The following is a 14,164-nucleotide window of genomic DNA, read 5'->3' on the forward strand; positions in this document are numbered from 1 at the left end:
AAAAAAATCCGTGATATATCATTTAACTGTCATGGATTTTATTTTGATTTATAGTTGCATACCTCTGTTTTGTCTTTGTCTTGGTTTTGGTATTCAGTGACATTTCAACCTCTTTTCTCGGTTATTCCAAAGATTTATAGTAATTTTGCCGTTGGATTCCATCCCGCGTTTTCTCGCCATGGCAGAGCAGAAACAAGTTTCGCTCTGCCCATTTGGTTTAACGAAAACGTTCGTAGCGTTACCCATATTCTATACCTAAGAACCATCAACCGTAAACAAAACGATTATGCAAGCAAAAACAATATTAAGAATACTGATGCTGCTGATATGCGTAGGCAGCATGGCTGGCTGCGACGACGACGAGGCACTGAGCCCGATAACGCTCGAATATGAAAATCATAACGTGATATTCGACAACGACGGGCGCACGTACCGGCTCACACCGTTCAGCAACGAGACTACACCTCTCTATATAAAGGGTGGCGACGGGCAATATAAGGTGACCAACAGCAACGAGAACGTGGTACACATAAACTTTGACGGCAGAAAAATCAGTCTGCAGGCAAAGGATTTGGGCGACGCGCTGGTAAGGATAGACGACGCATCGGGCAACTCGTACGCACTGTCGGTTGTGGTAAGGTACAACGAATGGACATACACAATAGCAGACAGAACGACTATAATAAAAGGCAACGAACTGACCGTCGGCGACAAGGCGGAACTGGAGAAAAAGATTGCAGCCGGCAACAACGAAAAGGGATATCTGTTTACATACAAGAACGCCACGAACAGCACCGGCTCAGTACGAATATACGACGAGGACGGCAGAGAACGGGAATACGATTTCAGCAGTGAGCAAGTAAGCCTGCCCGAGGATGGCGCCATCGAAATATCAAACGGATACAAGCTGCGCGAATATTATAAGGTGGCGATAATGCGGGAAAGCATCAACGAGACGATATATGTGACAAAAGATTTCTTCCCTTTGATAGATACACGGTACAATAATTATGCCAGGCCGATGTACTGCTTCGTGAAAGATCTTACAGAGCAATATAAAGCCGATTATCCGAAGGCGGAATCCATATATCTGGTATATGAAACAGTGGCAAAAGCCAACATGACACGAACAACTGGCAGCAGTACGCAAAACGACAACTGATGGAACTTGACATCGACAACAAGGAATGGCAGGACGCCCTGCAAATAATCAACCACACCCGCCACTCGCTCTTCCTTACGGGAAAGGCCGGCACGGGCAAGTCGACATTCCTGCGATACGTATCGGCCAACACAAAGAAGAAGCATGTGGTGCTGGCCCCCACCGGTATAGCCGCCATAAACGCCGGCGGAAGCACACTGCACAGTTTCTTCCGTCTGCCGTTTCACCCGCTGCTGCCCACTGACAGCAAATACACCCCGCGCAATATCCGCAGCACACTGAAATACAGCGGTGAACACTGCAAACTGCTGCGCGAGATAGAGCTGATAATCATAGACGAGATAAGCATGGTAAGGGCCGACATCATCGACTTCATCGACAAGGTGCTGCGCATATACTGCCGCAACATGCGCGAACCTTTCGGAGGAAAACAGATGCTGTTTGTCGGGGACATCTTCCAGCTTGAGCCGGTAGTGAAAGAAGACGACCGCCGTCTGCTCCAGCCATTCTACACGTCGGCCTATTTCTTCGCGGCGCAAGTATTCCGACAGACACAGCCGGTATGTATAGAATTGCGCAAAGTGTACCGACAGACCGACAGTGCATTCATAGGCATGCTCGACCGCATACGCGACAACTCCGCCACTCAGACCGACCTACGGGCACTGAACTCGCGTCTCGGTGCCACTCTCACAACAAACGACAACGACCTCATAATAACTCTCGCATCGCGCCGCAGCACAGTAGACTATATCAACAAACGAGGTCTGGACGGACTGCCGGGCAATGCCGTCACCTTCACGGGAGAGATAAAAGGCGAGTTTCCGGCATCGTCGCTCCCCACCCCCATCGAGCTCCATTTGAAGCCCGGAGCCCAAGTGATATTCATAAAGAACGACAAGGACAAGCGATGGGTCAACGGCACCCTCGGAGTGGTGAGCGGCATTGATGAGGACGAAGGCCTTGTCAGCGTGGTGACGGAAGACGGCAACGAGTACGACGTGGAACGCGGAATATGGGAGAACATGCGCTACACGTTCAACGAAAAGGAACAGAAGGTGGAAGAAGAACAACTCGGAGTATACATACAGTTTCCAATACAGTTGGCATGGGCCATCACCGTGCACAAAAGCCAGGGACTGACATTCCGCAAAGTGAACATCGACTTCACCGGAGGTGCCTTTGCCGGAGGCCAGACATACGTGGCTCTGAGCCGCTGCACATCACTCGAAGGCATCAGTCTGAAAAACACAATCCGCCCGTCGGACATCTTCGTCAAGACCGACGTTGTGAATTTTGCACGCCGGTACAACAACCGCGGAGCCATAGACCGTGCTCTCAGCGGAAGCAAGGCCGACCGCGAATACCACGATGCCGTCTCGGCTTTCGACCGTCAGGACTTCGATTCTTTCATCGACAGTTTCTTCAAGGCCATACACAGCCGATACGACATCGAGACCCCATCGGCCAAACGCCTGATACGTCGCAAGCTGGGAATAATAAACACGCTGAAAGCCGAAAAAGACCGGCTGGAGGAAGAGTTACGAGCCAAAGATGCTTTCCTGAAAGAATTGGCTGCCGAATACACCCTGCTGGGCAAGGAATGCGAACAGGAAAACATGCACGAAGCCGCAATACGCAACTACGACAAAGCCGTGAGGCTGTACCCCGATGCATATGATGCGATAAGACGCATGGAAAAACTGAAAAAAAGAAAAGACTGAAGAATTGCATATGTACAGATTATTCTGAAAAAAACGCATTTTGTTTTCCTCAAAATAGAAAGACAAAAAGGTCCTCTCCGCCTTATTGACACATGTTTTTTACCCCGCCGATCTGCCGCGAGGGCCTCCCGGCACTCCCGTAAAGGCCGTTTCGCACTGCAACGAGGCCCGTTTCGCATTGCAATAAGGGCCTTATTGCAACCCAATATGCCCCTCTCTGCTTTCTTGACAAAACCGCTTCTTCATAAAGCGCTGATTATCAGCGCTTCCCTTTTGGGACAAAAATCGCGATTTTCGGGCCATCGGTCGAAAATCACGATTTGGATATCGCTTAACATACGTTAAAGTAAATATTTTTAAAAGCAAATTCCCCGCGACTTTCCTGACCGATAATGACACATCGTACAACTGCATAACAGCAGCTGACACCCATTCATGATACAATGCCACAAATATAGTATTGCATCCGCGAAATCCCCGCAACAATTCATTATCACGATTTTATTCGTTTATTAGAATGATTTTGAGTAACTTTGCAGCCGCAATAATTATATATAAGGTATAAAGGAATGATAACAGTAACGAATCTTGCTATCCAATTCGGAAAGAAAGTCCTGTACAAGGACGTGAACCTGAAATTCACAGGCGGTAACATCTACGGAATTATCGGTGCCAACGGTGCCGGCAAATCGACACTGCTCCGCGCCATCAGCGGTAGTCTTGAGCCAAACAAAGGTTCGGTGGAAATGGGTCCGGGCGAACGCCTTTCGGTATTGGAGCAGGACCACTTTAAATACGACGAATACAGCGTGCGCGACACCGTGCTCATGGGCCATCAGCCGCTTTGGGAGAATATGAAAGAGCGTGAGGCCCTGTATATGAAGCCTGACTTCAACGAAGAAGACGGCATACGCGTGGCCGAGCTTGAGGACAAGTTCGCGCAGATGGACGGATGGAACGCAGAGAGCGACGCTGACCAGATGCTTACCAATCTCGGCATCAAGGACGACATGCACGACAAGATGATGAACGAGCTGTCGAACAACGAGAAGGTGCGCGTGATGCTGGCCAAAGCACTGTTCGGACATCCCGACAACCTGCTGCTCGACGAGCCCACCAACGACCTCGACCTCGACACTGTGATGTGGCTTGAGGAGTATCTGAGCAATCTGGAACAGACAGTACTCGTAGTGAGTCACGACCGTCACTTCCTCGATGCCGTGAGCACACAGACTGTGGACATCGATTTCGGCAAGGTGACGGTGTTCTCAGGCAACTACTCTTTCTGGTACGAGAGCTCGCAGCTCGCACTGCGTCAGGCACAGAACCAGCGCCAGCGTGCCGAGGAAAAGCGCAAGGAACTGGAGGAGTTTATCCGCCGCTTCTCTGCCAACGTGGCCAAGAGCAAGCAGACCACAAGCCGCAAGAAGATGCTTGAAAAACTTAACGTTGAGGAGATTCGTCCGTCATCGCGCAAGTATCCCGGCATCATCTTCCAGATGGAACGCGAACCAGGAACACAGATTCTCGAAGTTGAAGACCTGAAAGCTGTAGACAAAGACGGAACGGTACTGTTCGACCACGTGAACTTCACTATCGAGAAAGGTCAGAAAACGGTATTCCTGAGCCACAATCCCAAGGCTATGACAGCGCTCTTTGAAATTATCAACGGTAACCGCAAGGCCGACGCCGGAGAATATAAATGGGGTGTGACTATAACTACAGCATATCTGCCTCTTGACAACACCGATTTCTTCAACAGCGACTTGAATCTGGTGGATTGGCTGAGCCAGTTCGGCAAAGGTAACGAGGTGCAGATGAAAAGCTTCCTCGGACGCATGCTCTTCAAGGACGAAGACGTGCAGAAGAAAGTGAACGTACTGAGCGGAGGGGAAAAAATGCGATGCATGATAGCGCGGATGCAGATGAAAAACGCCAACTGTCTCATCCTCGACACCCCGACCAATCACCTCGACCTCGAAAGTATCCAGGCCTTCAACAACAATCTGGTAGGTTTCAAAGGCAACATCCTCTTCGCCAGCCACGACCATGAGTTCATACAGACCGTAGCCGACCGCATAATAGAACTGACCCCCAACGGCACCATCGACAAGCTGATGGAGTACGACCAGTATATCTACGACGAGGCGATAAAGGAACAGAAGGCGAAGATGTACTCGAAACAATGACTCAGTTTAGAGTTCAGAGAAAAGAGTGAAGAGGTATGATTACTCCATGTGACGAATCCTGAAAGTAATCATACCTCTTCGCTCAACACCATGAACTCTTCACTAATTCATTCATTGGCACATTTTTTGCTACATATCTATTCGTAACCCATAAACAACGGAATAATGGAAGAGAAGATAAACATCACTGACGAAGAGGCACTACAAAAAGAAGAGCCCGATACAGAAAACCCCGAAGAGAACACGGCAACCGAAAATACAACAGAGGAAAGTACGGAAAAAGAGCAGGAAGAAGAGAAAGACCCGCTGACTGTGGCCAACGAGCAAATCGACGAACTGAAAGACAAATATCTGCGCACCGTAGCCGAATTTGACAACTATCGCAAACGCACACTTAAAGAGAAGGCAGAACTGATACTCAACGGAGGAGAGAAGACCATCACTGCCATACTGCCGGTGCTCGACGACATGGAACGTGCCATAGCCAACGGTGAAAAGACAGAGGACCCACAGGTGCTGCGTGAAGGCATCCAACTGATATTCGCCAAATTCCAAAAAACACTCGAAGGACTTGGAGTGAGCAAGATAGAAACAGCCGAGGCCGACTTCAACACCGACGTACACGAGGCCATTGCTATGGTTCCCGGCATGGGCGACGACAAAAAAGGCAAAGTGCTCGACTGCGTACAGACAGGGTATAAGCTGAACGACAAAGTAATCCGTCACGCCAAAGTGGCAGTAGGACAATAACAAAATGGCAAAGAGAGACTACTATGAAGTGTTGGGTGTAGACAAAAACGCTTCAGAAGACGAAATAAAGAAGGCATACCGCAAAATCGCCATCAAGTATCACCCCGACCGCAATCCGGGCAACAGGGAAGCCGAAGAGAAGTTTAAGGAAGCAGCCGAGGCTTACGACGTATTGCATGACGCCCAAAAGCGCCAACAATATGATCAGTTCGGATTCAACGGCCCAGCAGGTGCCGGAGGATTCGGAGGTGGTTTTGGCGGCAGCATGAACATGGACGACATTTTCTCCATGTTCGGTGACATCTTCGGCGGACGTGCCGGTGGCTTCGGAGGTTTCGGAGGAGGCCAGCGCCGGCCGCAGCAACACCGAGGCAGCGACCTGAGATTGAAAGTGAAACTGTCGATGAGCGAAATCGCACACGGCGTGACCAAAAAGTTCAAGGTGCGCAAGGACATCACATGCTCGCACTGTCATGGCAGCGGTGCTGAGGCCGGAAGCGGCACGGAGACATGTCCCACATGCCACGGTTCTGGCGTAATAACACACACTACACAAAGCATTTTCGGCATGATGCAGACACAGGGCGTATGTCCCACGTGTGGCGGTGAAGGCTCTGTCATCAAGAACAAGTGTCATGTATGCGGCGGCACGGGTGTGCAGAAAGGCGAAGAAGTGGTTGAGATAAAAATCCCGGCCGGTGTAGCCGAAGGCATGATCGTAAATGTACCGGGCAAAGGCAACGCCGGACAACGCAACGGCATTAACGGTGACATACAGGTGTTTATTGCCGAGGAGGAGAATGACACCTTTGTACGCGATGGCAATGACATCATTTACAATCTGCTGCTCGACTTCCCGACGGCAGCCCTTGGCGGAGAAGTGGAGATTCCGACAATAGAAGGGACAAAGCTGAAAGCCAAGATTGACAGTGGCACACAGCCCGGAAAGACACTGCGTCTGCGCGGTAAGGGACTGCCCGCCGTGCAAGGTTACGGACACGGCACCGGAGACTTGGTAGTGAACATAAGCGTATACGTGCCGAAAACACTGAGCCGTGAAGAGAAAGAAGCATTGGCGAAGTTCCGCGACAGCGACAATTTCAAAGGCGACTCTTCTACAAAACGTTCGATATTCGAGCGGTTCAAGAATTATTTCAACTGAGAAACAAAGGACTGTTTTTTTAATAAGCAAATGACATAGGGCAAACGCAAAGACCCACAGGCGGAAAAGTACAACAACACTTTTACAGCCGTGTGTCTTTGCGTTTATCCATTAAGTAGCATATCTGTTATACAAAAAATGACATACAAGGATACAACGGAATATCTGTTCAACCAAATGCCGATGTTCGAAAGACAGGGAGCATCCGGATATAAAGAAGGACTGAGCAACACTCTCGCTTTGGACGAACATTTCGGCCATCCGCACCAAAACTACCTTACCATTCATATTGCCGGCACCAACGGAAAAGGTTCGTGCGCCCATACGATTGCCGCCATTCTGCAGACATGCGGATATAAAGTAGGACTGTATACATCACCACATCTTGTCGATTTTCGCGAACGGATACGTGTCGACGGCCATGAAATCAGCGAAAAGTATGTTGTTGATTTCGTCGAACGCGAACGCAGATTCTTCGAACCGCTGCATCCGTCATTCTTTGAGGTGACCACTGCCATGGCCTTCAAATATTTCAGCGACATGAAGGTTGATGTGGCCGTAATCGAAGTTGGGCTTGGCGGACGACTTGACTGTACGAACATTATCACCCCCACCCTGTCTGTCATAACGAACATCAGTCTCGACCACACGCAATTCCTCGGCGACACACCGGCAAAAATAGCGGCAGAAAAAGCCGGTATAATAAAGAAAGGTGTACCGACATTAATAGGAGAAGCCACAGACGAAACACGTCCGGTATTTATCCGCAAGGCAGGAGAAATCGGAGCACCTATTGTTTTTGCCGAAGAATATCCGGAGATAAAATCATACAAGTATGCCATAAACGGAGGCATAACATACGAGACAGAACATTGGGGAGAAATCTACGGCGAATTGGGCGGCTCATATCAAGCAAAGAACACCAATACAATAATGCATGCCGTAAGAATACTCATGAAACAAGGTGTCATCAATGGCAACCACGACACTGTATCAAAAGCCATCCACACAGCCTTTGCCGAAGTGACCAGGCTTACTGGATTTGCCGGACGATGGCAGAAAGTGAAAGACAACCCTCTCGTGATATGCGATGCCGGGCATAACGCAGGCGGATGGGAATGGCTTGCCAAACAGCTCGCAGAAATACGATGTCACAAAAAACATATCGTATTCGGCATGGTAAACGACAAAGATATAGACAGTGTTCTAAGCCTTTTACCCAAAGACGCTGTCTACCATTTCACAAGACCGGAAAGCAAACGGGCCATGTCCGAATCAAGACTAACGGAAATGGCCGTCACACACGGACTAAGAGGTACATACCATCATTCCGTAAAAGAAGCATACGAAAGTGCTCTTCAAAACACTTCTGAAGACGATTTTATTTTCGTAGGGGGGAGCTGTTACGTCGTTGCGGACTTCCTAAAAGAATGCGTTTAGGGGTTTTTAACTAAAACGAAGGTGTTTTTTTTCACGTTTCGTTCGCTATTTTCGTTTTTTTTAGGTTACTTTGCAACTACGTAATCAATAACTAAAAACAACGGATTTATGACGAACACAACGGGAAATACAAATTTATGCGGTCTGAACCGAAAAGATTTTCAGACCACTATAAACGGTAAGAAGACCGACCTTTACATACTGAAGAACAGAAAGGGATATGAAATCGCCATAACAAACTATGGTGGAGCAATAGTAGCCATCATGGTACCAGACAGAGATGGCAAAGTGGCAAATGTCATTCAAGGGCACGACAACATCCAAGATGTGATCAACAGTCCCGAACCATTCCTTTCCACGCTCATCGGACGTTACGGAAACAGAATATGCCGCGGACAATTCACACTTAACAAAAAAGAATATCAATTGACTGTAAACAACGGCCCGAATGCCCTGCACGGTGGTCCGACAGGATACCACGCACGAGTTTGGGATGCACGACAGATGGGACCACGCTCACTCGCACTCAACTATGTATCGGCATACGGTGAAGAAGGCTTCACAGGAGAATGCCGAATAACAGTGGAATTCACATTCACGGATGCCAATGAACTCGTAATAGAATATCTCGCCACCACCAACAAGAAAACTATAATAAACCTTACACATCACGGATTTTTCAGTCTTGCCGGAATCGCAAACCCGACACCGACTATTGACAATCTCGTTTGCGAAATCAATGCCGACTATTACCTTCCTATTGACAATACGTCTATCCCAACAGGAGAAATCCGCTTTGTCAAGGACACACCGTTTGACTTCCGTACACCGAAAGAAGTGGGACGTGACATTGATGCCGATGACGAGCAAATCAAGAACGGAGCCGGATACGACCATTGCTTCGTACTCAACAAGAAAGAAGAAGGCGAATTGAGCTACGCAGCCAAGATAACCGAACCGGTAAGCGGACGCACAATGGAAGTATACACCACAGAACCCGGAGTGCAGGTTTATACGGACAATTGGGCTGACGGATATGCCGGACAACATGGAGCCACTTTCCCGCGCCGCTCTGCCATCTGCTTTGAATGTCAACATTTCCCGGACAGTCCCAATCATCCTTACTTCCCGTCAGTAATAATAGAACCGGGCAAGCAGTACAAACAGAAGACTATCTACAAATTCGGAACTAAATAAATACTATCCCAAAATATCCTATGGCCTCTCATCTATGACGGGAGGCCATAGGTGATTGTGTAAAATACGAAACATATCTAATCAACTATCAATTATAAAACAACAACAGTAAAATGTCAGATTTACAAAAAAAACAAGGCAGCAATATGGTTGCCATCATTACTATGTGCTTCATCTTCGCGATGATTTCATTTGTAACCAACATGGGCGCTCCTTTCGGAAACATTTGGGGATTCACATACCCCTGGGCCGGAATGATGGGCAACATGATGAACTTTGCCGCATACTTGTTCATGGGTATTCCTGCCGGGAATATGCTCGTAAAATACGGTTACAAAAAGACGGCCCTTATAGCCCTTGCCGTAGGTGTAATCGGACTTGCCATCCAATACCTTTCAAGCGTCTTCGGTGCCGACATCAAGACTTTCGTGTATGACGGTCAGGTGGTAGCCCTGAACCTTGTCATATATCTTCTCGGTGCGTTCATCTGCGGTTTCTGCGTATGTATGCTCAACACCGTGGTCAACCCGATGCTGAACATTCTTGGCGGAGGCGGTAACCGCGGCAACCAGTTCATACAGATTGGCGGTACGCTCAACTCACTCACAGGAACACTAACCCCGCTTCTCACCGGTGTGCTCATCGGCACAGTAACCAAGAACACCAGTATGAGCGATGTTTCTCCGCTGCTTTTTGTCGGCATGGCCGTATTTGCTATCTCGTTCTTCATCATTGCCAAAGTTCACATCCCCGAGCCACAAGCCGAAATAAAAGAACATGTCAGCATAACAAGTCCGCTCAAGTTCCGTCATTGCGTACTCGGCGTGATTGCCATATTCTTCTATGTCGGTGTTGAGATCGGTATCCCCGCACAGCTTAATTTTTACATTTCAAATATGGACTTTGAAGGTGCAGCCGCTGTCGGCGGAAGTTTTGCCGCTGCATATTGGTTCCTCATGATGTGCGGCCGATTCATCAGTAGTTTCATCAGCGGTGCCATATCCACAAAGGTCCAGATGACCACCGTATCATCTGTTGCTATAATATTGCTCCTGACAGCCATATTCCTGCCTGAGACAAACACGATGAGCGTTCCTTTCATCAATGTGGAATGCTCCATCCCGACAAAATGTGTGCTTATCGCCCTGTGCGGTCTGTGCACGTCAATAATGTGGGGTGGTATTTTCAATCTCGCCGTAGAAGGTCTTGGCAAATACACCGCTCCCGCATCCGGTCTCTTCATGACGATGGTTGTAGGTGGCGGAGTAATGCCCCTCATCCAGGACAGCATAGCCAAGTCGGCAGGTGAGATTGCAAGCTACTGGCTCGTAATCGGCATGATAGCCTACATACTCTTCTACAGTGTAATCGGCAGCAAAAACGTAAACAAGGACATTCCTGTAGACTAAGAAAACAGAAACATTATTTTACTAACCCTATAAAAACGACAAGATTATGGATATAGAATTTGTAAGGAGCCGCTTTGTCAAGCATTTCGATGGCAATGAAGGCAATATCTACGCCTCTCCAGGACGTATAAATCTGATAGGCGAGCACACAGACTATAACGGAGGTTTTGTATTTCCCGGAGCTGTTGACAAGGGGATAATGGCAGAAATGCGGCCCAACGGCACGGAAAGTACCGTACGCGCATACTCAATAGACCTGAAAGACCGTGTTGATTTCGACCTTAACGACCCTAACGGTCCGAAAGCAAGCTGGGCCCGCTATATATACGGCATCAGCCTCGAGATGAAAAAACTCGGCGTACCCGTAAAAGGCTACAATATAGCTTTTGCCGGCGATGTACCCCTCGGGGCCGGTATGTCCTCATCGGCAGCCATGGAGAGCTGCTTTGCCTGCGGTCTCAACGACCTCTTCGGTGATAACAAGGTAAGCAAATGGGACATGGTATTGGCAGGACAGGCTACCGAGCACAACTACTGTGGTGTGAACTGCGGCATCATGGACCAGTTCGCCAGCGTATTCGGCAAAGCCGGATGCCTCATGCGTCTCGACTGTCGCAGCCGTGAGTTCGAGTATTTCCCCTTCAATCCTGTTGGATACAAGCTCGTTCTGCTCGACTCTGTAGTTAAGCACGAGCTGGCCGGTTCGCCATACAACGACCGCCGCAACAGTTGCGAAAACGTGGTTAAGCATATAGCAGCCAAACATCCCGAAGGAAAGTTCGAGACACTTCGCGACTGTACTTGGGAACAACTTGAGGAGGTCAAAGACGAAGTCGGAGCAGAAGATTACAGCCGTGCCAAGTTTGTTTTGGGCGAAAAAGACCGTGTACTTGCTGTCTGCGATGCTCTGAACGCCGGAGATTACGAGACAGTGGGTCAGAAGATGTACGAGACACACTACGGACTGTCCAAGGAGTATGAAGTATCCTGTGAAGAACTTGATTATCTGAACGACATAGCCAAGGAAAACGGTGTTACCGGCAGCCGCATCATGGGCGGCGGATTCGGCGGATGCACCATCAACCTTGTAAAAGAAGAACTCTATGACAAGTTCATTACCGATGCCAAAGCCAAATTTGCAGCCAAATACGGTCACGAGCCTAAAGTTTACGATGTTGTCATCGGTGACGGCTCCCGCAAGATCTGCTAAAGCATTTTTTGAAAATCAATAATTATCAAAATGAGGGCATTATCGTTTCCGATAATGCCCTCATTTCGTTCAACCCTCATACTCTGTGCGACAAAGAGAACACCCTATGCTTTTCGACCAAGATTCTTTCATAATGCATGTGCAATATAACCTTCCTGATATCACACTTTTTGCAAAACTTTCGATGCAAATTTCTTGCGGGCCAATATCTGCAGATCCTCGATCGTATCACACTCGTCTACTATCTCGACACCGAGCATTGTCTCTATCACATCCTCCATTGTGACGATACCCCGCATACAGCCATATTCATCAGTAATTACAGATATATGTTCCTTCTTCTCCAACATCATCTGCCAGATAGCGGAAACTTTCATCGTCTCAGGAAAAAACAATATCGGACGGACAAGTTTCTCCACCGGCATTGAAAACTTGTCTTGCGCAAGCATCTCAAGAACATTCGCACGACGCACATATCCTACAATAAACTCCCGCCGGCTGTCATATATGGGTATGCGTGAGAAAGCCGCCAACGATTCATTTCCATAAAACTCCTCCATTGTTGTCGACTTGTTGACAGACGCCACAACAACAAATGGAGTCATTATCTCTTTGGCGCTTATAGTACAAAGTTTCAGAAAATTTTGGATTATCTTATTTTCAGCCTTTTCAATCACTCCCGCATCCGTACCCACATTAACCATTGCTGCAACTTCCTCACGACTGACAGACAATGATTGCTTTTTAGGCGAAATGCATCGTGTAAGCTGTTCCGACATCCACACCAACGGAAATGTTATAACAATCATCATACGTATTATTTTTGCTGAAGGTATGGCAAGTTTACGCCAAAATGAAGCGCCTATTGTCTTAGGAATAATCTCCGACAGAACAAGAATTAGCAGAGTGAGAACAACGGAGATGATACCGAAGTAAGCCTCACCAAAAACCTTGACAGACTCGGAACCGACACCAGCAGCTCCGACAGTATGTGCAACTGTGTTTAGCGTGAGGATAGACGCGACAGGGCGGTCTACATTTGTCTTATACTTCATCAAAAGATTAGCGGTTTTCACCCCCTGAGCCTCTTTCATCGAAATGAAAGATATGGGAGTTGAAAGCAGAACTGCTTCAAGGACGGAGCACAGAAACGATACTGCAAGTGCTCCGAAAAGATATAAAAATATAAGTGTCATTTGTTTATATATAAGTTTGAACTGACGAAAATGCAATACACTTCCGTTTATAATAAGAATAAAATCACACCCATACCGCTTATTCACGTAACACACAATGAAGAATTCTTGCAGGCGGCATTTTAGCTTCCTCACATACAACGAATTCAATAATAAGTCGGAACATTCCGAAAGACCTTTTGGTTTTCCATCCCACAGTTTCTTCAGCCGATCTTGATTCGGGCCTACTATAACTATAACACAAGGCACAGCATATCATCTCTGTTTCCAATTCATATTCGGATTCTACCTGAACCGGAATCAGAAACAAAACAACCACAAGGCATAATATGAATGAAATGGATCGTGTCATCCATGCAAAGTTAAATATAAAAAATCGGATTGTCAACAGAATGAAGCAATTTTTAACCAGACAACATCACACATAATATTTATTAATAAGTCAGCCAACAAAATCAATACGTATAATCAGTTTTTTGACTTTAAATGCCTTGCGGTTTCTTTGCGGTGATTTTCATTTTCATCATCGGTCGTGTAGCCCGCTACATTCCATCTTCAGACATTATAATACGGACACACATAACGAACAATCTGGGGATAATTAATTTTTAATGCCTACTTATGCAATTCAACATTATAAATCACTTCTCATTATCCAAATAACAGAATGATACCAAACCACCTGTGCGAAATTAAAACATCCAAAACTAAATAATTGGTGTACG

10 protein-coding genes are annotated in these 14,164 nt (G+C 47.4%); 9 read left to right on the forward strand and 1 reads right to left on the reverse strand.

Annotated features, from left to right (window positions below):
• Nucleotides 1-286: 286 nt before the first annotated feature.
• From HPS55_RS05775 to galK, 9 genes are all read left to right on the forward strand, one after another.
• The gene (locus HPS55_RS05775) at nucleotides 287-1,162 is read left to right on the forward strand and encodes a hypothetical protein (protein WP_172175255.1); all 876 of its coding nucleotides are present in this window, start codon (nucleotides 287-289) and stop codon (nucleotides 1,160-1,162) included.
• Nucleotides 1,162-2,886, forward strand: coding sequence for an AAA family ATPase (locus HPS55_RS05780; protein WP_172175252.1), 1,725 nt, complete (start codon nucleotides 1,162-1,164; stop codon nucleotides 2,884-2,886). The genes HPS55_RS05775 and HPS55_RS05780 overlap by 1 nt, the downstream gene beginning before the upstream one ends.
• A gap of 569 nt (nucleotides 2,887-3,455) precedes the next feature.
• A complete protein-coding gene (locus HPS55_RS05785) occupies nucleotides 3,456-5,075 on the forward strand; it encodes an ABC-F family ATP-binding cassette domain-containing protein (RefSeq protein ID WP_172175249.1) in 1,620 nt (539 codons plus the stop codon).
• A 165-nt stretch (nucleotides 5,076-5,240) separates the two neighbouring features.
• Nucleotides 5,241-5,825 carry a nucleotide exchange factor GrpE gene (locus HPS55_RS05790; protein ID WP_172175246.1) on the forward strand — a complete coding sequence of 195 codons (585 nt, stop codon included), beginning with the start codon at nucleotides 5,241-5,243 and terminating at the stop codon, nucleotides 5,823-5,825.
• Nucleotides 5,826-5,829: 4 nt separating this feature from the next.
• On the forward strand, nucleotides 5,830-6,987 hold the full coding sequence (gene dnaJ, locus HPS55_RS05795; protein ID WP_172175243.1) for a molecular chaperone DnaJ: 1,158 nt from the start codon (nucleotides 5,830-5,832) through the stop codon (nucleotides 6,985-6,987).
• Nucleotides 6,988-7,125: 138 nt separating this feature from the next.
• Nucleotides 7,126-8,427 carry a bifunctional folylpolyglutamate synthase/dihydrofolate synthase gene (locus HPS55_RS05800; RefSeq protein WP_172175240.1) on the forward strand — a complete coding sequence of 434 codons (1,302 nt, stop codon included), beginning with the start codon at nucleotides 7,126-7,128 and terminating at the stop codon, nucleotides 8,425-8,427.
• A 108-nt stretch (nucleotides 8,428-8,535) separates the two neighbouring features.
• Nucleotides 8,536-9,624 carry an aldose epimerase family protein gene (locus HPS55_RS05805; protein ID WP_172324746.1) on the forward strand — a complete coding sequence of 363 codons (1,089 nt, stop codon included), beginning with the start codon at nucleotides 8,536-8,538 and terminating at the stop codon, nucleotides 9,622-9,624.
• 113 nt (nucleotides 9,625-9,737) lie between these two features.
• Nucleotides 9,738-11,033, forward strand: coding sequence for an MFS transporter (locus HPS55_RS05810; RefSeq protein ID WP_172175234.1), 1,296 nt, complete (start codon nucleotides 9,738-9,740; stop codon nucleotides 11,031-11,033).
• Between the two features lie 46 nt (nucleotides 11,034-11,079).
• Nucleotides 11,080-12,243 carry a galactokinase gene (galK, locus tag HPS55_RS05815; RefSeq protein WP_172175232.1) on the forward strand — a complete coding sequence of 388 codons (1,164 nt, stop codon included), beginning with the start codon at nucleotides 11,080-11,082 and terminating at the stop codon, nucleotides 12,241-12,243.
• A 161-nt stretch (nucleotides 12,244-12,404) separates the two neighbouring features.
• Here galK and HPS55_RS05820 read toward each other — a convergent pair whose 3' ends face one another.
• Nucleotides 12,405-13,439: a CNNM domain-containing protein gene (locus tag HPS55_RS05820; protein WP_172175230.1), complete on the reverse strand. Its 1,035-nt coding sequence runs from the start codon at nucleotides 13,437-13,439 to the stop codon at nucleotides 12,405-12,407.
• Nucleotides 13,440-14,164 lie beyond the last annotated feature (725 nt).

The sequence above is a fragment of the Xylanibacter rodentium genome (assembly GCF_013166575.1).
In the GTDB taxonomy this organism is placed as follows: domain Bacteria; phylum Bacteroidota; class Bacteroidia; order Bacteroidales; family Bacteroidaceae; genus Prevotella; species Prevotella rodentium.